Consider the following 17,413-nt stretch of genomic DNA (forward strand, 5'->3'; position numbering starts at 1 on the left):
CGACACCGCGGCCGGGTGCCGTTCCCTACCGGCGGGGCCGTCCCGCACCGGGCAGCTCGAGGACGACCTCGGTACCCGGCCGGCCGGGACCGGGCGGCTCCTCCGGCGTCCGCATGAGCAGCGACCCGCCGAGCTCGCTGGTCACCAGCGTCCGCACGATCTGCAGGCCCAGGCCGTCGCTCAGCGCCGGGTCGAAGTCCTCCGGCAGTCCCTGGCCGTCGTCGCGGACGCGCACCACCAGGTCGTCGCCGTCGCGCTCGGCCGCCAGCTCGATCGCGCCGGGCTGGCCGTCGGCCGGGAAGGCGTGCTCGGCGGCGTTGTGCAGCAGCTCGGTGACAGCCATGACCAGCGGCGTCGCGGTGGCCGCCGGCAGCTCGCCGAACGCGCCCACCCGCCGGGTGCGCGCCGCCGGGCCGATCGAGGTCAGGTCGCCGAGCATCGGCAGCACCTGGTCGAGCACGTCGTCGACGTCGACCACGTCCTCCCGGCTGCCCGCGAGCGTCTCGTGGACGACGGCGATCGAGGCCACCCGCCGCACCGACTCCTCCAGCGCCGCCCGCGCGGCCGGCTCGGTCATCCGCCGGGCCTGCAGCCGCAGCAGCGCGGCGACCGTCTGCAGGTTGTTCTTCACGCGGTGGTGGATCTCGCGGATCGTCGCGTCCTTGGTCAGCAGCGCCCGGTCGCGGTCGCGCAGGTCGGTGACGTCCCGGACCAGCACCAGCGCGCCCTCCTCGGCGCCCGGCGCCTGCAGCGGCAGCGCGCGCACCAGCAGCGTCGCCGACCGCCCCACGACGTCGGTCGGGTCGGGGAACCGCCCGGCCACCGCGGCGGCGATGGTGGCCGCGACCGCCTCCCCCGCCACCCGGTCCGACGACGCCGCCCGCGTCACCCGGGCCAGGTCCGTGCCGAACAGGTCCCCGGTCACCCCGAGCCGCCGGTAGGCCGACAGGGCGTTGGGGCTGGCGTAGACGGCGCGGCCGGCGGCGTCCAGGCGCACCAGCCCGTCCCCCACCCGCGGGCTCATCTCGGCGTCGAGCAGCTTCTCCGGCGGGAAGGTGCCGGCCGAGACCATGAGGCAGAGGTCGGCGGCGATGTCGAGGTAGGTCAGCTCCAGCGTCGACGGCGACCGGGTCACCGCGAGGTTGGTGTCCTTGGCCAGCACCGCGACGACGACGCCGTCGTGCCGCACCGGGATGACCTCGCGCCGCCGCGGGCTGGTGCCCGACCAGTCCGGCTCCCCCTCGGTCACCGGCCGGCCCTCGCGGTGCGCCAGCCGGAACGGGTCGGCGTCGGGGCCGTCGACCTCGCTGCCGACCAGGTCCTCGGGCTGGCTGGTCGGCGCGGTGAGCGGGCGCACCTGGGCCACGCACCACCACGCGCCGGTGCGCAGCGGCACCCACAGGGTGAGGTCGGCGAAGGCCAGGTCGGCCAGCAGCTGCCAGTCGGCCACCAGGCGGCGCGCGTGGTCGACCTGCGACGGGGCCGTCGCCGCGCCGCGGTGCAGGCGCTCGGAGAGGGTGCTCATCGTCCCCGAGGGTAGGGCGGGCGCCGTCCTAGGCTGGACACCCGTGGCCGCCCCCTCCCTCGTCCCCCCGCCCGCGACCGTCGACGACGCCGTCCCCGCCGACTTCCCGGCCATCGCGGCGCTCACCGTCGGCGTCTACCGCGCCGAGCGGCTGGCCTCCGACGCGTACCTGCCGCAGCTGGCCGACGTCGAGGGCCGGGCCTCCCGGTCGCAGCTGCTGGTCGCCCGCGACGGGGACCGCGTCGTCGGCGCGGTGGCGCTGGTGCTCGACGGCGACTTCGGCGAGGTCACCGAGTCGCCGGCGGAGGCGGCGTTCCGGATGCTCGTCGTCGACCCGGCCGCGCGCGGCCGCGGCGTCGGCGAGCTGCTGGTGACCGAGTGCCTGGACCGCGCCCGCGCGGCCGGCAAGCGGCGGATGGTGCTCTCGACCGACCCGGTGATGGCCGCCGCGCACCGGCTCTACGCCCGGCTCGGCTTCACCCGGCTCCCCGAGCGGGACTGGGCGCCGCGCCCCGGCATCGACCTGCTGGTCTACGCCCGCGACCTCTGACCGGCTCCCCTCAGCGCCGGGCGCGGGCCGGACCGCTGCTGCGGGACCGGGCGGGACGGCGCGGCGCGGGCGCGGGCGCCTCCGGCGCGGGCACCTGCACCCCGGCCGCGGCGGCGAGGGCGTCCAGGTCGTCGAGGATGTCGCGGAGCAGCACGTCGACGTCCGGGAGCAGTTCGGCGCACGACACCAGGCCCCAGTCCAGGCGGTCGAGGTAGCTCTGCACCGTGATGTTCAGGCCCTGCCCCTCGACGATCGTCGAGACCGGGAAGTAGTGCTCCAGCCGCGCGCCCGCGGCGTAGAGCGGCGTGCGCGGACCGGGCACGTTGGAGATGACGAGGTTGCCCGGGCTCAGGCGGGAGCCCAGCCGCAGCCGGGCGCTGAGCCGCATCGCCCGCGCGAACACCGCCGGCGGCGGGAACTCGGCGAAGTCGGTGAGCCGCTCGGCGGGCAGCGCGGAGAAGATCTCCTTGCTGCTGCTCATCGCCTCGTGCACGCGGCGGACCCGCCGGACGGGGTCGGGCTCGTCGGTCGGCAGGACCGCCGAGAGCATCGACACCCGGTTGGTCCAGCGGTCGGTCTCCTCCCCCGTCCGCACCGAGACGGGCACCAGCGCCACCAGCGGGTCCGACGGCAGCGCCCCGCGCCGCTCCAGCCAGGTGCGCAGGCCGCCGGCGCACGCCGCCATGACGACGTCGTTGACCGTGGCGCCCAGCGCGGACTTGACCTGCTTGACCACCTCGAGCGACGTCGACCGGATGGCGAGCTTCCGGTGCGGGGTGATGGGCCCGTTGAACGGCGTGCGCGGCGGCCGGACGCTGGGCACCGGCGGCGGCCGGTCGGGCTCCTCGGGGCGGTTCCGGCCGAGGTTGAGCACGGTGCCCAGCGGCCCGCGCAGGCTGCGCCGGACGTCGTTCGCCGCGCGGACCAACACGGGGTTGCGCGTGGCCCGGCCGATCTCGCGGGCGCTCCACGCGGCGAGCAGGACCCCGCGCGCGGGCTTGCGCGCGAGGCCGAGCGCGCCGCGCGCGAGCATCTCGAGGTCGCCCGGCGGCCGCTCCGGCGTCCACGGCTCGGCCCCGGGCGGCGTCCGGTTGCCCTCGGGGGTGTCGTCGAGCATCAGCGTCATCAGCTCCACGCCCGACGCCCCGTCGATGGTGGCGTGGTGGACGATCGTCAGGACGGCGAAGCGGCGGTCGGCCAGCCCCTCGATGACGTACGACAGCCACAGCGGCTTGCGCCGGTCCAGCGGCCGGGAGACCAGGCGCGCGGCCAGCGCGGCGAGCTGGTCGTCGCTGCCGGGCGGCGGGACGGCCGTGTGCCGGACGTGGAAGTCCAGGTCGAAGGCGGGGTCGGCGACCCAGTAGGGGTGGTCCAGGCCCAGGGGCACCTCGACCAGGCGCCGGCGCAGCGGCTCGAGCAGGTGCAGCCGCTGCTCCAGCTGCGTCCGCCACGCGTCGTAGGGCCGGTAGTCCGGGTCGTCCGGGCGGGAGTAGATGGACAGGCTCGAGACGTGCCCGAACTGCGCGGACGTCTCGAGGTGGAGGAACGTCGCGTCCAGACCCGACAGCTGCTTCACGTCCGCTGGCCTCCTCGGGGGACGACGGGGTGCCGCGACCCCGGCCGGTGTGGCTCAGTGTGTCAGGCGTCACACTCTCCTGCAGAGGACCGTGAAGGGGAGCGAGGACCCGACATGCAGACGACGGCGCGCTCCTCCCGGACACCGGACCGGGAGGCTCCCCCGTGGATCGGGGCGTCCCCGGTGGCGGCCCTGCTCGCCGCGCAGCGGCCGTGGCGCGAGGCGGCCGCGCTGGTCCGCTCCCCCGTGTGGCGGGGGCACGGCGTCCCGCACGGCAGCGGCCTGCCGGTCCTGCTCGTGCCCGGCTTCCTCGCCGGGGACCCGTCGCTGTCGGTGCTGGAGCGCTGGCTGCGCGCCCGCGGCTACCGGACGTGCACCTCGCAGATCCGGGTCAACGTCGACTGCACCCGCCTGGCGGTGGAGCGCCTGGAGCGCCGCCTCGTCGAGTTCACCGACCGGACGGGCCGGCCCGCGGCGGTCGTCGGCCAGAGCCGGGGCGGGCTGTTCGCCAAGCTCGTGGCGATGCGCCGGCCCGACCGGGTCGCCGGGATCGTCACGCTCGGCAGCCCGAACGTCGACCACATGGCGATCAACCCGCTGGTCGCCGCGCAGGTGCGGCTGGTCGCCGCGCTGGGCAGCGCGGGGATGCCGGGGCTGTTCCGCGACGACTGCCTGGACGGCGGGTGCGCCGGGGAGCTGGCCGAGGACCTGGCCCGCCCCTTCCCCGCCGAGGTGCCGTACCTCTCGGTCTACTCGCGCAGCGACTGGGTCGTCGACTGGCACGCGTGCCTGGACCCGGACGCCGAGAACGTCGAGGTCGACTCCAGCCACGTCGGCATGAGCGTGCACCCGGGGGTCTACCGGCTGCTCGGGGACCGCCTGGGCGACCTGGCCCGCCGGGCGAGCTGAGCCGCCCGGGACGGCGGTCAGGCGTCGGCGACGGTGGCGATGAGGTCGCCCTCCTGCAGCACCTCGCCCTCGACGACGTGCAGCTCCTGCACGACGCCGGCGCGCTCGGTGAGCACGGGGATCTCCATCTTCATCGACTCGAGGATCACCAGGGTGTCCCCCGCGGAGACCTCGCTGCCCGGGCTCACCAGCACCTTCCAGACGCTGGAGACCATCTCGGCGTGGATCTCCTCGACTGCCACGCGGCACCTCCTCGCTGAGCGGAGCCCCCATCCAAGCACGGGCCCCCGGAGCCCGGCGGGCGCTCAGGAGCCCGGCGCGAGGTCCCCCTCGGCCAGCCGGTGCAGGACCGCGCCGACCTCCTCGCCGTCGTGCGGCACGCCGGTCTCGGGCAGCCCGGACAGCGCGGCGGCCGCCGCCCGCGCGGCGGTGGCGATGTCGGGCGCCCCGGCGCTCACGGTGGCCAGCAGGGCGTCGTACCAGCCGTCGAGCCGGTCGCCCGGGTCGTAGCCGCTGACCGCGACCACCTCGGTCCGCCCGGCGGTGCCGCGCAGCCGGCCCGCCGAGGGCAGGGCGCCGGTCACCCGGCCGGCCCGCCCCGGCGGCAGCGTCGAGCGCAACTGGACGGCGACCGCGGCCCGCGGCGGGTGCTCGTCGGCGGCGCGGAGGCGCGGCGCGCGGCGGCCCACCGCCGCGGCCAGCGCGAGGTCGACCGCGTCCACCCGGTGCGCCCGCTCGAGCACGGCCATGTCGAGGGAGAAGCCTGCCGCGACCTCCCCCAGCTCGCCGTCCTCGGCGACGCCGACGGTGACCAGCCCGCGCCAGCCGACCTCGGCCAGCCGCTTGGCGCCGGGCGGCACGTCGCCGGCAGGGTCGGGCGTCCAGGACACCCGCGCGATGCCCGCCGCCCGGTCGCGGGCGACCGCCGTCGGGAAGCGCAGCCCGTCCTCGGTGACGACGGCGAGCAGGCCGTGCTCGCTGGCCGGCTCCACGCCGTCGCCGCCGAGCCGCTCGAGCACCTCGGCAGGCGGGCCGACCCAGGTCAGCCCCGCGGCGGCGACCTCCCCGGCCAGCGCGGCGTTCCCGGCCAGTGCCGGCGGCACGGGCAGCACGGCGCGGGCGCCGCTGCGGCGGGCGGCCTCCACGATCCGGTCGACGGCGAGGTAGGACTCCGCGGCGGGCGCCGGGCCGAGCAGCACCGCGTCGTCGGCCAGGCGCACGTGCCGGGCCGAGCGCTCGGCCTCGGAGTAGACGGCCACCGACTTCACGTCGAGGCGGGAGCAGGCCGCGATGACCGCGCACGCCGCGGGCCCCCGCCCCGCCACGAGCACGCTGTCGATCCCGTGCTGGGCCACGCTCTCCGGCCTCCCGTCCCCGCGCCGGGCCGTCCGCCCGGTCTCCCTGCCATCGTGCCCCGCGCCGCCGACACCCACGCCACCGGGCGGGGGCCTCCTCACCCGCTGTGGGACCCTGGGTACGACCTCGGACACTCCGGACCACGACGACGAGAGGAGGGCAGCGATGTCCAAGCGTGGACGCAAGCGGCGCTCCCGCAAGGGGAACAAGGCCAACCACGGCAAGCGCCCCAACGCCTGACGACGGCCTGCACGGGCCTGACACGACGACGCCCCGCACCCGGAGGACCGGGGCGGGGCGTCGTCGTGTGCCGGGGTGTCTCAGGCGTCCTCGGACCAGTCGGTCCGGACCACCTCGGTGCTGACCTTCTCCACGCTGATCTGCGTGCCGTCCTCCTCGAAGGAGACGGTGGTCAGCTGCATCTTGATCCGATCGCGCAGGCCCGACGGCGTCGGGTCACCGCCGCAGCGGCGGCGGAGCAGCGCCTTGAACTCCTGCTCGATGCCGAACTGCCGCAGACACGGGGAGCAGTCCTCGAGGTGCTCGGCGATGACGGCGCGGCGGGCGTCGTCGGTCTCGCGGTCGAGGAACTCGAAGACGTGCGACAGGACGTCGTCGCACGAGGAGATCTCGACCGGACGCTCCTGCTCGGTGCTCACGACCGCCCCTCCTCACCGGCTCCGGCGCGGACGAACCCGCGCTCACGGGCGTAGTCGGCCAGCAGCTTCTGCAGGCCCCGCCGGCCACGGTGCAGCCGGGACATCACCGTGCCGATGGGCGTGCCCATGATCTCGGCGATCTCCTTGTAGGCGAAGCCCTCGACGTCGGCGAGGTACACCGCCAGCCGGAAGTCCTCGGGCAGCTGCTGCAGGGCCTCCTTGATGTCGGAGTCCGGCAGGTGGTCCAGCGCCTCGATCTCCGCAGACCGCAGCCCGCTGGAGCTGTGCTCCTCGGCCGCGTACAGCTGCCAGTCCTGCACCTGGTCGGTGGGGTACTGCTGCGGCTGCCGCTGCTTCTTGCGGTAGCTGTTGATGTAGGTGTTGGTCAGGATCCGGTACAGCCAGGCCTTGAGGTTCGTGCCCTCGGCGAACTGGTGGAACGCGGAGTAGGCCTTGACGAACGTCTCCTGGACCAGGTCCTCGGCGTCGGCGGGGTTGCGGGTCATCCGCAGCGCCGCCGGGTAGAGCTGGTCGAGGTAGGGCAGCGCGTCCCGCTCGAAGCGGGCGTCGCGCTCCGCGCGGGTCTCGGCGACCTCGGTGCGGCTGCCCCCCTCGCGGGCCTCGGGCACCTCCACCGGAGCCCCGACCACCTGCTCGCGCGGGGTCTCGACCGGCTCGACGGCGGGGTTCCCGCCCGGGGTCTCCTCAGGCACCGACCGTCCTCTCTGCGGCGCCCGGAGGCGGGCTGCCACGTCGGTCGATCCTAGTCGCGCGGCGTCGGGCCGGCCCGGGGGCCGCCGGTGCGGGGCCCGCGTGCGGGCGCTGGAGACGGTGCTGCTCACGGTCCCTGCAACGGTGCCCGCCGGTGGGCTCATTCCCCGGTCGCGGGAAGTCGGCGGCGGTCCGCGCGGGCGCTGGCTACAGTGCCCGGCCGTGGCGGCGACCCCCGCGGTGCGGGCCCTGGAGAAGGCCGGGGTGGCGCACACCCTGCACCCCTACGACCCCGAGCACCCGAGCGACCAGGGCCACGGCGAGGCGGCGGTGGCCGCGCTCGGCGCCGACCCGCGCCGGGTGTTCAAGACGCTGGTCACCCGCGTCGACGGCACACTGACCGTCGCCGTCGTCCCGGTGAGCGGCACGCTCGACCTCAAGGCGCTGGCCGCCGCGGCCGGCGGGCGGAAGGCCGCGATGGCCGACCCGGCCGACGCCGAACGCACCACCGGCTACGTCCTCGGCGGGATCAGCCCGCTCGGCCAGCGCAAGGCGCTGCCGACGGTGGTCGACGACTCGGCGCTGGGGTTCGCCACGGTGATGGTCAGCGCCGGCCGGCGCGGGCTGCAGGTGGAGCTGCCACCGGCCGAGCTGGTCCGCCTCACCCGCGCCCGCACCGCCCCGATCGCGAGAGGACCCCTCGCCCCCCACCACTCGCAAGCTCGCGGCGGGCCCCAGCGAGGGGCCGACTACGAGTCTGGGACTCCGTAAGGGGTCAGAAGCTGATCGACCGGCGCGGCGTCGTCGGTGAGCACCTGCGCGTCGCCGGCGAGGGCGGCCACCTCCTCGGCCGGGGCGACCTGCCAGGCCGAGTCCTGGGCCAGCAGCGCCTCCGCGAGCGCGGCCTCGTCCAGCGGCCGGTGCGAGGCGACCGCGACGACGTTGCCGCCGTCCTCGCCGGCGAGCACCGGGGCGCGGGCGAGCAGCAGCACGTGCGGCCACACCGCGCGCATCGTGGCCAGCTCCGCGCGGACGAAGCCCAGCGGCGGGTGGTCGATGAGGTTGGCGACGTACACGCCGTCGTCGGTGAGCGCCCGGTCGACCAGCTCCAGCGCCTCCACGGTGGTCAGCTGCCAGGGCACCGACAGGCCGCCGAACGCGTCGCCGACGACGAGGTCACGGGTGTCGGCGGGCTCGGCGGCCAGCCCCACGCGGGCGTCGCCGACCCGCACCCGCAGCCGCTCCGAGGTCTGCAGGCCCAGCTGCTCGCGGTCGATCGCGACGACGCCGGCGTCGACCTCGAGCACCAGGCTCTCCGTGCCGGGACGGACATCGGCGAGGTAGCGCGGCACGGTGGCACCCCCACCGCCCAGGTGCAGCGCCGACAGCGGCTGCCCGGCGGGGGCCAGGACGTCGGTGACCGCGGCGATCGCCCGGACGTACTCGAACTCCAGGTACGTCGGGTCGGCGAGGTCGACGTAGCTGTGCCGCAGCGTGTCCAGCACCAGCACCCGGCCGGTCTCCCGCTCGGGGTCGGCCACCACGCGGGCGCAGTGGTAGGAGGTCTCCTCCTCGCACGGCGTCGGTGCGACCGCCGCCAGCAGCGACCCGGCGACGGCGAGCAGCAGCAGCGCCGTCGGCACCCGGCCGGCCCCGCCCGGGGACCGGCGGCGCAGCAGCAGGTGCACGGCGATCCCGGCGACGACGGTCACGAGCCCGGTGCCGACGAGGATGCCGCTGCTGGGGAAGACCGCGATGAGCACGAAGCCGGTGGCGAACGTGGCCGCGATCCCGCCGAGCGTGCCGATGCCCGACAGCTTGCCGACCACGGACCCGGTCTCGGCCAGGCTGGCCAGCTGCAGCTTCACCACCATCGGCGGCACCGCCGACAGCAGGGTCGCCGGCACCACGATCGCGACGGCGGCCAGCAGCAGCACGGCGCCGGCGTCGGGGCCGGTGAGGAACGACCCGGTGAACCGCACCAGCGGCAGGACGGCGATCACCAGCGCACCGCCCGCCACCAGCAGCGGCGTGATCAGCCCGCGCGGGTCGCGCCGGTCGGCGGTGGCACCCCCGGCCCAGGCGCCGACCGCGATGGCGGCCAGCGCGAAGCCGATGACCGCGGTGTTGGTCTGCAGCGTGATGCCGACGTAGGGGGCGATCAGCCGCAACCCGACGATCTCCAGCACCAGCACCGCGCCGGAGGCGAGGAAGGTGACCCCCGCGGCCACCCAGCCGGGCAGCACGGGCCCGGCGGGCGGCTCGACGGGCGGGTCGGAGGGGACGACGGCGGAGGCACGCTCGCTCAGGGGACGGCTCCTCAGAAGAGCGCGGGCTGGTCGGCCGGGGCGCTGGTGCCCTCGACGCGGGCGACCAGCTCGGCGCCGTTGTTGCGGACGTTGTTCACCGCGGGGCTCACCGGGCGCAGCTCCAGCCCCTCGACCACCGACGGCGGGGTCGGCTCGGTCAGCGCCTCGACGTCGTCGCGGGCGGGGTCCAGCCAGTCCGCCCACCGCTCGCGCGGCAGCACCAGCGGCATCCGGTCGTGGATCTCGGCGAGCGCGCCGACGGCGGGCGCGGTGACCACCGTGCAGGTGTAGAGCCGGTCCTCGCCCTTCCCCCACACCTCGTAGAGCCCGGCCATGGCCAGCACCGACCCGTCGGCCGGGGTGATGAAGAACGGCTGCTTGCCGGGCGAGTCGAGCTTCTTCTGCCACTCGTACCAGCCGTCGGCCGGGACCAGGCACCGGCGGGAGCGGGCGGCCGAGCGGAAGGCCGGCTTCTCGGTGAGCGACTCGACGCGGGCGTTGAGCAGCCGGTTGCCGACCGAGACGTCCTTGGCCCAGGAGGGCACCAGGCCCCAGCGGACCGAGCGCAGCTCCCGGTGCGCCTCGCCGGTGGGGCTGCCCTCCGGGTCGCGCTCGCGCTTGGTGCGGACCACGTAGACGTCCTTGGTCGGCGCGACGTTGAAGTCGGCCCGCAACGGCTCCTGGCCCTCGGCGGGGACGGCCTCGAACTCGACGACGAGGTCCTCGGGACGGCGGGTGGCGGCGTAGCGACCACACATGGCTGGTCCTCCCGGCTGTCGGGCCGGCCCGGGACGGGCCCGCGGGACCGACTCTAGGCGGGCACGGGGACAGCGGGAGCGCGCTGCCGGACCCCGGGTGGAGACCCCGACGGGCAGAGACGAGGATCACGCGCGTGACCGCGACCCAGAACCCACCGCAGGAGCAGCCGAAGACCGCGAGCGAGTCCGCCGAGCGGCGCTACGCGACGGTCAACCCCTTCACCGGGGAGACCGAGAAGGAGTTCGACTTCACGCCCACCGAGGCCATCGACGGGATCATCGCCACCGCGCACGCCGCCTACCAGGAGTGGCGGCAGCGCCCGGTCGAGGAGCGCGCCGGCGTCGTCCGCCGCGCCGCGGAGCTCATGGACGAGCGCCGCGAGGACCTCGCCAGGCTCATCACCACCGAGATGGGCAAGCGGCACGAGGAGGCCACGGGCGAGCTCTACCTCTGCTCGATGATCCTCAAGTACTACGCCGACAACGGCCCGTCGTTCCTCGAGCCCAAGCCGATCAAGCCCCTGATGGGCAAGGGCGAGGCCGTCGTCGAGACGCAGCCGATCGGCGTCCTGCTGGCCATCGAGCCGTGGAACTACCCCTTCTACCAGGTGGTCCGCGTGGCCGGCCCGAACCTGGTGCTGGGCAACACCGTCATCCTCAAGCACGCCGAGATCACCCCGCAGTGCGCCGAGGCGATCGAGCAGCTGTTCACCGACGCCGGCGCCCCCGAGGGCGTCTTCACCAACACCTTCCTGCGGATCGCCGACGTCGAGCAGGTCATCGCCGACCCGCGGATCCAGGGCGTGACCCTGACCGGCAGTGAGCGGGCCGGCAGCGCCGTGGGCGCCCTGGCCGGCAAGCACCTGAAGAAGTCGGTGCTCGAGCTCGGCGGCAGCGACCCGTTCATCGTCCTCGACGCCGAGGACCTCGGCGCCACGGTGAAGGCCGCGACCATGGGCCGGATGCAGAACACCGGCCAGGCGTGCACCGCGTCCAAGCGGCTGATCGTCACCGAGGAGCTCTTCGAGCCCTTCGTCGAGGGCCTCAAGCAGGCGTTCTCCACCTTCTCCCCCGGCGACCCGGCCGACCCGTCGACGTCGCTGGCGCCGCTGTCCAGCGAGCGGGCCGCGCAGGACCTGCACGCGCAGATCCAGGACGCGGTCGACAAGGGCGCCACCGTGGTCGCCGGCGGCACGCGGCCCGAGCACCCCGGCGCGTTCGTCGAGGCGACGATCCTCACCGACGTCACCCCGGAGATGCGTGCCTACAGCGAGGAGCTGTTCGGCCCCGCGGCGGTCGTCTACAAGGTCAAGGACGCCGACGAGGCGGTCGCGCTGGCCAACGACAGCGCCTTCGGCCTCGGCGCCACGGTCATGAGCAGCGACCTCGACCGCGCCCGGGCGGTGGCCGACCGGCTCGAGGCCGGGATGGTGTGGATCAACCAGCCCACCGGCTCCTCCCCCGAGCTGCCCTTCGGCGGGATCAAGCGGTCGGGCTACGGCCGCGAGCTCTCCGAGCTGGCGGTGTTCGAGTTCGCCAACCGGCGGCTGGTCCGCACGGTCCCGGCGAAGAAGCAGGCCGCTCCCCCGGTCGGCGGCTGAGCGTGAGCGGCGTCGTCCGGACCGGGCAGGATGGTCTCCCGTGAGCCAGGTCTGGACGACGCCGCACCACCCGACCCCCGTGGACGCCGTCGTCCCGCTGCCCGGGTCCAAGTCGATCACCGCGCGGGCGCTGGTCCTGGCCGCGCTCGCCGACGGCCCGAGCCGCGTCGTGCGCCCGCTGCGGGCCCGGGACACCGACCTCATGGCCGCCGGGCTGCGCGCGCTCGGCGTCGGGATCGCCGAGGACGGCGCCGACTGGCTGGTCACCCCCGCGGAGCTGCGCGGCCCGGCGGAGGTCGACGCCGGCCTGGCCGGCACCGTGCTGCGCTTCCTGCCGCCGGTGGCCGCGCTCGCCGACGGCCCGGTCCGGCTCGACGGCGACCCGCGGCTGCGCGAGCGCCCGAACGCCGGGCTGATCGCCGCGCTCCGCGACCTCGGCGTCGAGGTCGACGACGGCGGTCGCGGCCGGGCGCCGTTCACCGTGCACGGCACGGGCGCGGTGCACGGCGGGGCGGTGACCGTCGACGCGAGCGAGTCCTCGCAGATCGTCTCCGGGCTGCTGCTGGCCGCCGCGCGGTTCGCCGACGGGATCGACCTCGCCCTGGCCGTCGGCGTGCCGTCGATGCCGCACGTGGAGATGACCGTCGCCGCGCTGCGCGAGCACGGCGTCGACGTCGGGGCCACCGACCGCGGCTGGCGGGTCGCCCCCGGGCGCCTGGCCGCGCTCGACCGCGTCGTCGAGCCCGACCTGTCCAACGCCGCGCCGTTCCTCGCCGCGGCGCTGGTCACCGGCGGGCGGGTCACCGTGCCCGACTGGCCGGCGGCCACCACCCAGCCCGGCGCGCAGCTGGACCGCCTGCTGGGCGCGATGGGCGCCGAGGCCGAGCGGACGCCGGACGGCCTGCGGGTCACCGGCACCGGCCGCGTCGCCCCGCTGGTCGCCGACCTGGGCGACGTCGGCGAGCTGACCCCGGTGCTCGCCGCGCTGTGCGCGCTGGCCGACGGGCCCTCGCGCCTGACCGGCATCGCCCACCTGCGCGGCCACGAGACCGACCGCATCCAGGCCCTCGACGAGGTGCTCACCGCCGTCGGCGCCCGCGTGCGGCAGCTGCCCGACGGCCTGGAGGTGGAGCCGGGCCCGCTCCGGCCGGCGCTGCTGGACTCCTACGCCGACCACCGGATGGTGCACGCCGCCGCCGTCCTCGGCCTGGCCGTCGGCGGTGTGCGGGTCTCCGGGCCCGAGGCGGTCACCAAGACGCTGCCGGACTTCCGCGAGCGCTGGGCGGGCATGCTCTCCGCGACCGCGGGGGTGGCCTCCTGAGCCGCCGCCACGACAGCCGCTCGGACGAGGACGACGTCCGGGTCCGGCCCAGCCGGCGCGGCTCCCGACCGCGCACCCGCACCCGGCCCGCGCACTCCGACGCCGTCCCCGGCCTGGTGATCGCCGTCGACCGCGGCCGGATGACCGTCCGCATCCCCGGTCCCGACGGCGTCCCGCTCGAGGTGACCGCGATGCGCGCGCGGGAGCTGGGCCGGCACGGCGTCGTCGTCGGGGACCGGGTGCGGCTGGTCGGCGACACCAGCGGCCGGCCGGACACCCTCGCCCGGATCGTCGTCATCGAGGACCGGACGACGTCGCTGCGGCGCACCGCCGACGACACCGACCCCACCGAGCGGGTCGTGGTGGCCAACGCCGAGCAGCTCGTCGTCGTCACCTCGGTGAGCGACCCCGACCCGGCGCTGGGGTTCCTCGACCGCTGCCTGGTGGCCGCCTACGCCGGCGGGCTGGAGCCGCTGTTCTGCCTGACCAAGACCGACCTGGCCAGCCCGCAGGCGCTGCTGGACCGCTACGCCGGGCTGGACGTCGGCGCGGTGCCGGTGTCCCGCGAGACGCCGCTGGACCCGCTGCTCGAGCGGCTGGAGGGCCGCACCAGCGTGTTCGTGGGCCAGTCGGGCGTGGGCAAGTCGACGCTGGTGAACCGGCTGGTGCCCGACGCCGACCGGGCCACCGGCGAGGTGACGAAGGTCGGCAAGGGGCGGCACACGTCGTCGTCGGCGGTGCTGTTCGACCTGCCCGGCGGCGGCACGATCGTCGACACCCCCGGCATCCGCTCGCTGGGCCTGGCGCACGTCACCGCCGACGACGTCGTCGCGGCCTTCGACGACCTCGCCGAGGCCGCCGTCGACTGCCCGCCCGGCTGCGGGCACTCCGCCGACGACCCCGACTGCGCGCTGGACGCCTGGGCCGCCGACGGCCCGCCCGGCCGCGCCGAGCGGCTGGCCAGCGTGCGGCGGCTGCTCGACGCCGTGGGCCAGCTCGGCCCCGGCTACTGACGGGAGGTCACCCATGGACCAGCAGGTCCACTTCCTGACCCTGGCCACCGCCGACCTCGACGCCGCGCGGCGGTTCTACGTCGACGGCCTGGGCTGGACGCCGCTGCTCGACGTGCCCGGCGAGATCGTGTTCTTCCAGGTCGCCCCGGGCACGGTGCTGGCCTTCTTCGAGACGGCGAAGTTCGCCCAGGACCTCGGCACCGGGCCCGCCCGGCCGGAGGTGTCCGGGCTGACGCTGGCGCACAACGTCGGCGACCGCGACGCGGTCGCCGCGCTGTGCGAGCGGATGGCCGCCGCAGGAGGCACCGTGCTCACCCCGCCCGAGGAGGGCGCCTTCGGCGGCGTCTTCCACGCGCTGGTGCGCGACCCGAACGGCGTCGTCTGGGAGATCGGGCACAACCCCGGCTGGTCGGTCGACGCCGACGGGACCGTGCGGCTCGGCTAGCCCCGCCCCGCGCGGCGGAACAGCTCGTCGGGCAGCGGCTCGTCCACCGCCTCGATGCGCAGGTCGTGCGTCTCGCCCGCGAAGGTGCCGTCCAGCGCCTCCGCCCACACGCAGACGCCGGTCCGCACGTCGAGCCGGACGAGGTGGGTGGTCGGGTACTCGACGCCGTCGGGGACGCTCCCCCACTCGGGCTCGTCGACCCGGCGGCTGCGCAGCAGCGGGCAGCAGCCGCAGCGCGGCTCGTACCGGTCGGTCGGCGCGACCAGCGCCTCCCAGGCCGGGCGGCCGGCGTGCTCGACCTCGCGCAGGCCGTCGACGGTCAGCGCCGGCCCGGCAGGCGCCCCGGTGTCCGGGTCGAGACCGTCCGCGAGCTCCCGCGGCCGCAGCTCGGCCACCCAGCGGTAGTCCTGCCACATCGGGTCGTCGCCGGCGCCGGACTCCCGGACGACGCCGAGCAGCCGGCCGGCGGCGTCCTCGACCCGGAGGCGGTCCGGCCGGCGCAGCCAGGCGCGGAGCCGCCCGGACCACGTCCACGCGCGGCGCCGGCGCTCGGTGAACCGCAGCGTCGTCCACCGGTCCGGGGAGGACCGGGCGAGCGCGCGGAAGGCGTCGGCGTCGGGCACGCCCGGCAGTGTGGCGCCGCGGCCGACCACCTGTCCTCCGGGTACTCGTGCTCTGCACACAGGTGTGTGCAGAGCACGAAGGAGTCCGCCCTAGGTGTCTCCTCCGCGTGCTCGTGCTCTGCCTACGGGAGTGTGCAGAGCACGAGCGTCCGGTCAGGAAGGTGTCAGGGGTCGACGTCGACCCAGCCGCCGGTCCGCCAGTAGAGGCCGGCCGCGCGGGACAGCAGCCCCTCGTCGACCAGGTAGCGGCGCAGCGCCGCGGTGTCGGGGTGCCAGACCGCCAGCAGCGCGTTGACCTCGCGCTCGGGATAGCGGACGCCGACGTCGAACACCCGCACCACGTGCTGGAGCACCAGGCGCCGCTTGCTCTGCTGCGCCGGGATGGTGGTCAGCCGGCCGTCGCGGATGAACGCGGCGAGCACCGCGGACTCGGCCGGGTCGTCCGACAGCGGCTCCGGCGCGGGCGCCGCCTCGGCCGCCGCGCGGGCGGCGGCGCCGAACCGGTCGGTCAGCAGCTCGAGGTCGTGCCCGTCGCGGCGGACCAGCCCGGCCCGGGCGAGCCGGCGGGCGGCGAGCGCGACGTCCCTGAGCGACAGCCCCGAGGCCGCGGCGACGTCCTCGATCGTCCCGGCGCCCAGCGCCAGGGCGGCCACCACCTTCAGCCGGGTGGGGTCGGCCAGGAGCCCCACGATCGTCGCCGCGTCCATCGCCTCGACGGTATCCGTGCATCGGAGCACGTGGGCGGGGGTAGCGGCACCGGCATGGTGAGCCCCATCGACCTCCAGAAGGCCCTCAAGGGCATGGACTACCCGGCGAGCAAGGACCAGATCCTCGAGCACGCCGAGGGGGCGGACGAGGAGGTCCTCGACGCGCTGCGGAAGATCGCGGACGGGGAGTACGAGGGGCCCAGCGGCGTCAGTGCCGCGGTCTTCGACTGACCGCCCGCTAGGTTCGGTGCCCATGACACCGGGCCGGGACTTCACGGGGGACATGCACCTGGCGCACGTGCTGGCCGACCAGGCGGACTCCATCAGCATGGAGCGGTTCCGGGCCCTCGACCTCACCGTCGAGACCAAGCCGGACCTGACGCCGGTCACCGACGCCGACCGCGCCGTCGAGGAGCAGCTGCGGATCACCCTCGCCCGGGCCCGCACCCGCGACGCCGTGCTCGGCGAGGAGTTCGGCGTCACCGGGCACGGCCCGCGGCGCTGGGTGCTCGACCCGATCGACGGGACGAAGAACTTCGTCCGCGGCGTGCCCGTGTGGGCGACCCTGATCGCGCTGTTCGACGGCGACGAGGCGGTCGTCGGGCTGGTCTCGGCGCCGGCGCTGAACCGCCGCTGGTGGGCGGCCAAGGACGTCGGCGCCTGGACCGGGCGCCGGTTGGAGTCGGCCACCCGGTGCCACGTCTCCGGCATCACCGACCTCGGCGACGCGAGCCTGTCCTACTCCAGCCTGTCCGGCTGGGAGGAGCGCGGCCTGCTCGACGGCTTCCTCGACCTCACGCGGTCGGTGTGGCGCACCCGCGCCTACGGCGACTTCTGGAGCTACGTGCTGCTGGCCGAGGGCGCGGTCGACGTCGCCTGCGAGCCCGAGGTGTCGCTGTGGGACCTCGCCGCGCTCGACGTCATCGTGCGCGAGGCCGGTGGGCGGTTCACCGACCTCACCGGCGCCGACGGCCCGGCCGGCGGCAGCGCCCTGGCCACCAACGGCGCGCTGCACGAGGCCGCGCTGGCGCACCTGCGCCTGCCCGACCCCGCTGCCCGGTGACGACGGCGGCCCCTCCCGATCCCGGGGAGGGGCCGCCGTCGCGTCGTGGCTCAGGCCGTGGGCCGCGGGCCCCCGCCGGTGCCGCGGCCACCGGTGAACCGGCGGCGGGCGTCGTCGATCCGCGCCCTGGTCTTGGGGTCCTTCGCCAGCTGCTGGGCCTTGGCCGACACCTGCTTGAGGGTCTGCTGACCCTTCGGGCTGCGGGCGAACTGGGCCACCTTGTCGAACACCGACGCCATCTCGCGTGCCTCCTCTCGCCGGGGCCCGTGCTGGGCCCTCCTGCCGGG

21 protein-coding genes are annotated in these 17,413 nt (G+C 75.9%); 10 read left to right on the forward strand and 11 right to left on the reverse strand.

Annotation, left to right across the window (positions count from 1 at the left end; genetic code table 11):
* Nucleotides 1-25: 25 nt before the first annotated feature.
* Complete coding sequence (locus ACI8AA_RS06090) at nt 26-1,525, reverse strand: sensor histidine kinase (RefSeq protein WP_457043607.1); 1,500 nt, start codon at nt 1,523-1,525, stop codon at nt 26-28.
* Between the two features lie 43 nt (nt 1,526-1,568).
* On the opposite strand from ACI8AA_RS06090, the gene ACI8AA_RS06095 reads away from it, so the two are divergent.
* A complete protein-coding gene (locus ACI8AA_RS06095) occupies nt 1,569-2,075 on the forward strand; it encodes a GNAT family N-acetyltransferase (protein ID WP_457043608.1) in 507 nt (168 codons plus the stop codon).
* Between the two features lie 10 nt (nt 2,076-2,085).
* Here ACI8AA_RS06095 and ACI8AA_RS06100 read toward each other — a convergent pair whose 3' ends face one another.
* Nucleotides 2,086-3,651, reverse strand: a complete 1,566-nt coding sequence (locus ACI8AA_RS06100) for a WS/DGAT/MGAT family O-acyltransferase (protein ID WP_457043609.1) — start codon at nt 3,649-3,651, stop codon at nt 2,086-2,088.
* 114 nt (nt 3,652-3,765) lie between these two features.
* Here ACI8AA_RS06100 and ACI8AA_RS06105 point away from each other — a divergent pair, with 114 nt between their 5' ends.
* Nucleotides 3,766-4,560: an esterase/lipase family protein gene (locus ACI8AA_RS06105; protein ID WP_457043610.1), complete on the forward strand. Its 795-nt coding sequence runs from the start codon at nt 3,766-3,768 to the stop codon at nt 4,558-4,560.
* Nucleotides 4,561-4,577: 17 nt separating this feature from the next.
* Here ACI8AA_RS06105 and ACI8AA_RS06110 read toward each other — a convergent pair whose 3' ends face one another.
* Nucleotides 4,578-4,802: a biotin/lipoyl-binding carrier protein gene (locus tag ACI8AA_RS06110; protein WP_387990214.1), complete on the reverse strand. Its 225-nt coding sequence runs from the start codon at nt 4,800-4,802 to the stop codon at nt 4,578-4,580.
* Nucleotides 4,803-4,865: 63 nt separating this feature from the next.
* Complete coding sequence (locus tag ACI8AA_RS06115) at nt 4,866-5,915, reverse strand: biotin carboxylase N-terminal domain-containing protein (protein ID WP_457043611.1); 1,050 nt, start codon at nt 5,913-5,915, stop codon at nt 4,866-4,868.
* A 166-nt stretch (nt 5,916-6,081) separates the two neighbouring features.
* Here ACI8AA_RS06115 and ACI8AA_RS06120 point away from each other — a divergent pair, with 166 nt between their 5' ends.
* Nucleotides 6,082-6,156 carry a 50S ribosomal protein bL37 gene (locus ACI8AA_RS06120; protein WP_014377707.1) on the forward strand — a complete coding sequence of 25 codons (75 nt, stop codon included), beginning with the start codon at nt 6,082-6,084 and terminating at the stop codon, nt 6,154-6,156.
* 80 nt (nt 6,157-6,236) lie between these two features.
* On the opposite strand, the gene rsrA is transcribed toward ACI8AA_RS06120, so the two are convergent.
* Nucleotides 6,237-6,575: a mycothiol system anti-sigma-R factor gene (gene rsrA / locus ACI8AA_RS06125; RefSeq protein ID WP_457043612.1), complete on the reverse strand. Its 339-nt coding sequence runs from the start codon at nt 6,573-6,575 to the stop codon at nt 6,237-6,239.
* Entirely contained in the window at nt 6,572-7,288 is a 717-nt protein-coding gene (locus tag ACI8AA_RS06130; RefSeq protein ID WP_387990223.1) for a sigma-70 family RNA polymerase sigma factor, read from the reverse strand. Before ACI8AA_RS06130 ends, rsrA begins: the two co-directional genes overlap by 4 nt.
* 220 nt (nt 7,289-7,508) lie before the next feature.
* Here ACI8AA_RS06130 and ybaK point away from each other — a divergent pair, with 220 nt between their 5' ends.
* On the forward strand, nt 7,509-8,057 hold the full coding sequence (gene ybaK, locus ACI8AA_RS06135; RefSeq protein ID WP_457043613.1) for a Cys-tRNA(Pro) deacylase: 549 nt from the start codon (nt 7,509-7,511) through the stop codon (nt 8,055-8,057).
* Here ybaK and ACI8AA_RS06140 read toward each other — a convergent pair.
* Complete coding sequence (locus tag ACI8AA_RS06140; RefSeq protein WP_457043614.1) at nt 8,036-9,517, reverse strand: fused MFS/spermidine synthase; 1,482 nt, start codon at nt 9,515-9,517, stop codon at nt 8,036-8,038. The two genes, ybaK and ACI8AA_RS06140, sit on opposite strands and share 22 nt — an antisense overlap.
* Before the next feature lie 89 nt (nt 9,518-9,606).
* Complete coding sequence (locus ACI8AA_RS06145; RefSeq protein WP_457043615.1) at nt 9,607-10,353, reverse strand: SOS response-associated peptidase; 747 nt, start codon at nt 10,351-10,353, stop codon at nt 9,607-9,609.
* A gap of 134 nt (nt 10,354-10,487) precedes the next feature.
* On the opposite strand from ACI8AA_RS06145, the gene ACI8AA_RS06150 reads away from it, so the two are divergent.
* The 4 genes from ACI8AA_RS06150 to ACI8AA_RS06165 all read left to right on the forward strand — a co-directional run bounded on the left by ACI8AA_RS06150 (nt 10,488) and on the right by ACI8AA_RS06165 (nt 14,733).
* A complete protein-coding gene (locus ACI8AA_RS06150; RefSeq protein ID WP_457043616.1) occupies nt 10,488-11,954 on the forward strand; it encodes an NAD-dependent succinate-semialdehyde dehydrogenase in 1,467 nt (488 codons plus the stop codon).
* A 40-nt stretch (nt 11,955-11,994) separates the two neighbouring features.
* Complete coding sequence (gene aroA / locus ACI8AA_RS06155; RefSeq protein WP_457043617.1) at nt 11,995-13,275, forward strand: 3-phosphoshikimate 1-carboxyvinyltransferase; 1,281 nt, start codon at nt 11,995-11,997, stop codon at nt 13,273-13,275.
* A gap of 116 nt (nt 13,276-13,391) precedes the next feature.
* A complete protein-coding gene (gene rsgA, locus ACI8AA_RS06160; RefSeq protein WP_457043618.1) occupies nt 13,392-14,288 on the forward strand; it encodes a ribosome small subunit-dependent GTPase A in 897 nt (298 codons plus the stop codon).
* Between the two features lie 13 nt (nt 14,289-14,301).
* On the forward strand, nt 14,302-14,733 hold the full coding sequence (locus ACI8AA_RS06165) for a VOC family protein (RefSeq protein ID WP_457043619.1): 432 nt from the start codon (nt 14,302-14,304) through the stop codon (nt 14,731-14,733).
* Here ACI8AA_RS06165 and ACI8AA_RS06170 read toward each other — a convergent pair.
* Entirely contained in the window at nt 14,730-15,356 is a 627-nt protein-coding gene (locus ACI8AA_RS06170; protein WP_457043620.1) for a hypothetical protein, read from the reverse strand. The two genes, ACI8AA_RS06165 and ACI8AA_RS06170, sit on opposite strands and share 4 nt — an antisense overlap.
* Nucleotides 15,357-15,520: 164 nt before the next feature.
* Nucleotides 15,521-16,063 (reverse strand): DUF2087 domain-containing protein, encoded by a 543-nt coding sequence (locus ACI8AA_RS06175; protein WP_457043621.1) that lies wholly within the window; start codon nt 16,061-16,063, stop codon nt 15,521-15,523.
* A 54-nt stretch (nt 16,064-16,117) separates the two neighbouring features.
* Between ACI8AA_RS06175 and ACI8AA_RS06180 the strand changes: the two genes are divergently transcribed.
* Together ACI8AA_RS06180 and ACI8AA_RS06185 are read left to right on the forward strand one after the other, a co-directional pair.
* Nucleotides 16,118-16,294 carry a DUF2795 domain-containing protein gene (locus tag ACI8AA_RS06180; RefSeq protein WP_457043622.1) on the forward strand — a complete coding sequence of 59 codons (177 nt, stop codon included), beginning with the start codon at nt 16,118-16,120 and terminating at the stop codon, nt 16,292-16,294.
* 22 nt (nt 16,295-16,316) lie between these two features.
* Nucleotides 16,317-17,126: an inositol monophosphatase family protein gene (locus tag ACI8AA_RS06185; RefSeq protein ID WP_457043623.1), complete on the forward strand. Its 810-nt coding sequence runs from the start codon at nt 16,317-16,319 to the stop codon at nt 17,124-17,126.
* 50 nt (nt 17,127-17,176) lie between these two features.
* On the opposite strand, the gene ACI8AA_RS06190 is transcribed toward ACI8AA_RS06185, so the two are convergent.
* Nucleotides 17,177-17,365, reverse strand: coding sequence for a hypothetical protein (locus ACI8AA_RS06190; protein ID WP_456929268.1), 189 nt, complete (start codon nt 17,363-17,365; stop codon nt 17,177-17,179).
* Nucleotides 17,366-17,413 lie beyond the last annotated feature (48 nt).

It is taken from the genome of Geodermatophilus sp. SYSU D01180, from assembly GCF_054050415.1.

Excerpts from the sequence above, each read along its gene's own strand:
- ACI8AA_RS06090 (WP_457043607.1), bottom strand. The coding sequence starts at position 1,525 with ATGAGCACCCTCTCCGAGCGCCTGCACCGCGGCGCGGCGACGGCCCCG.
- ACI8AA_RS06105 (WP_457043610.1), top strand. The coding sequence starts at position 3,766 with ATGCAGACGACGGCGCGCTCCTCCCGGACACCGGACCGGGAGGCTCCC.
- ACI8AA_RS06145 (WP_457043615.1), bottom strand. The coding sequence starts at position 10,353 with ATGTGTGGTCGCTACGCCGCCACCCGCCGTCCCGAGGACCTCGTCGTC.
- ACI8AA_RS06165 (WP_457043619.1), top strand. The coding sequence starts at position 14,302 with ATGGACCAGCAGGTCCACTTCCTGACCCTGGCCACCGCCGACCTCGAC.
- ACI8AA_RS06175 (WP_457043621.1), bottom strand. The coding sequence starts at position 16,063 with ATGGACGCGGCGACGATCGTGGGGCTCCTGGCCGACCCCACCCGGCTG.
- ACI8AA_RS06180 (WP_457043622.1), top strand. The coding sequence starts at position 16,118 with ATGGTGAGCCCCATCGACCTCCAGAAGGCCCTCAAGGGCATGGACTAC.
- ACI8AA_RS06185 (WP_457043623.1), top strand. The coding sequence starts at position 16,317 with ATGACACCGGGCCGGGACTTCACGGGGGACATGCACCTGGCGCACGTG.
- ACI8AA_RS06190 (WP_456929268.1), bottom strand. The coding sequence starts at position 17,365 with ATGGCGTCGGTGTTCGACAAGGTGGCCCAGTTCGCCCGCAGCCCGAAG.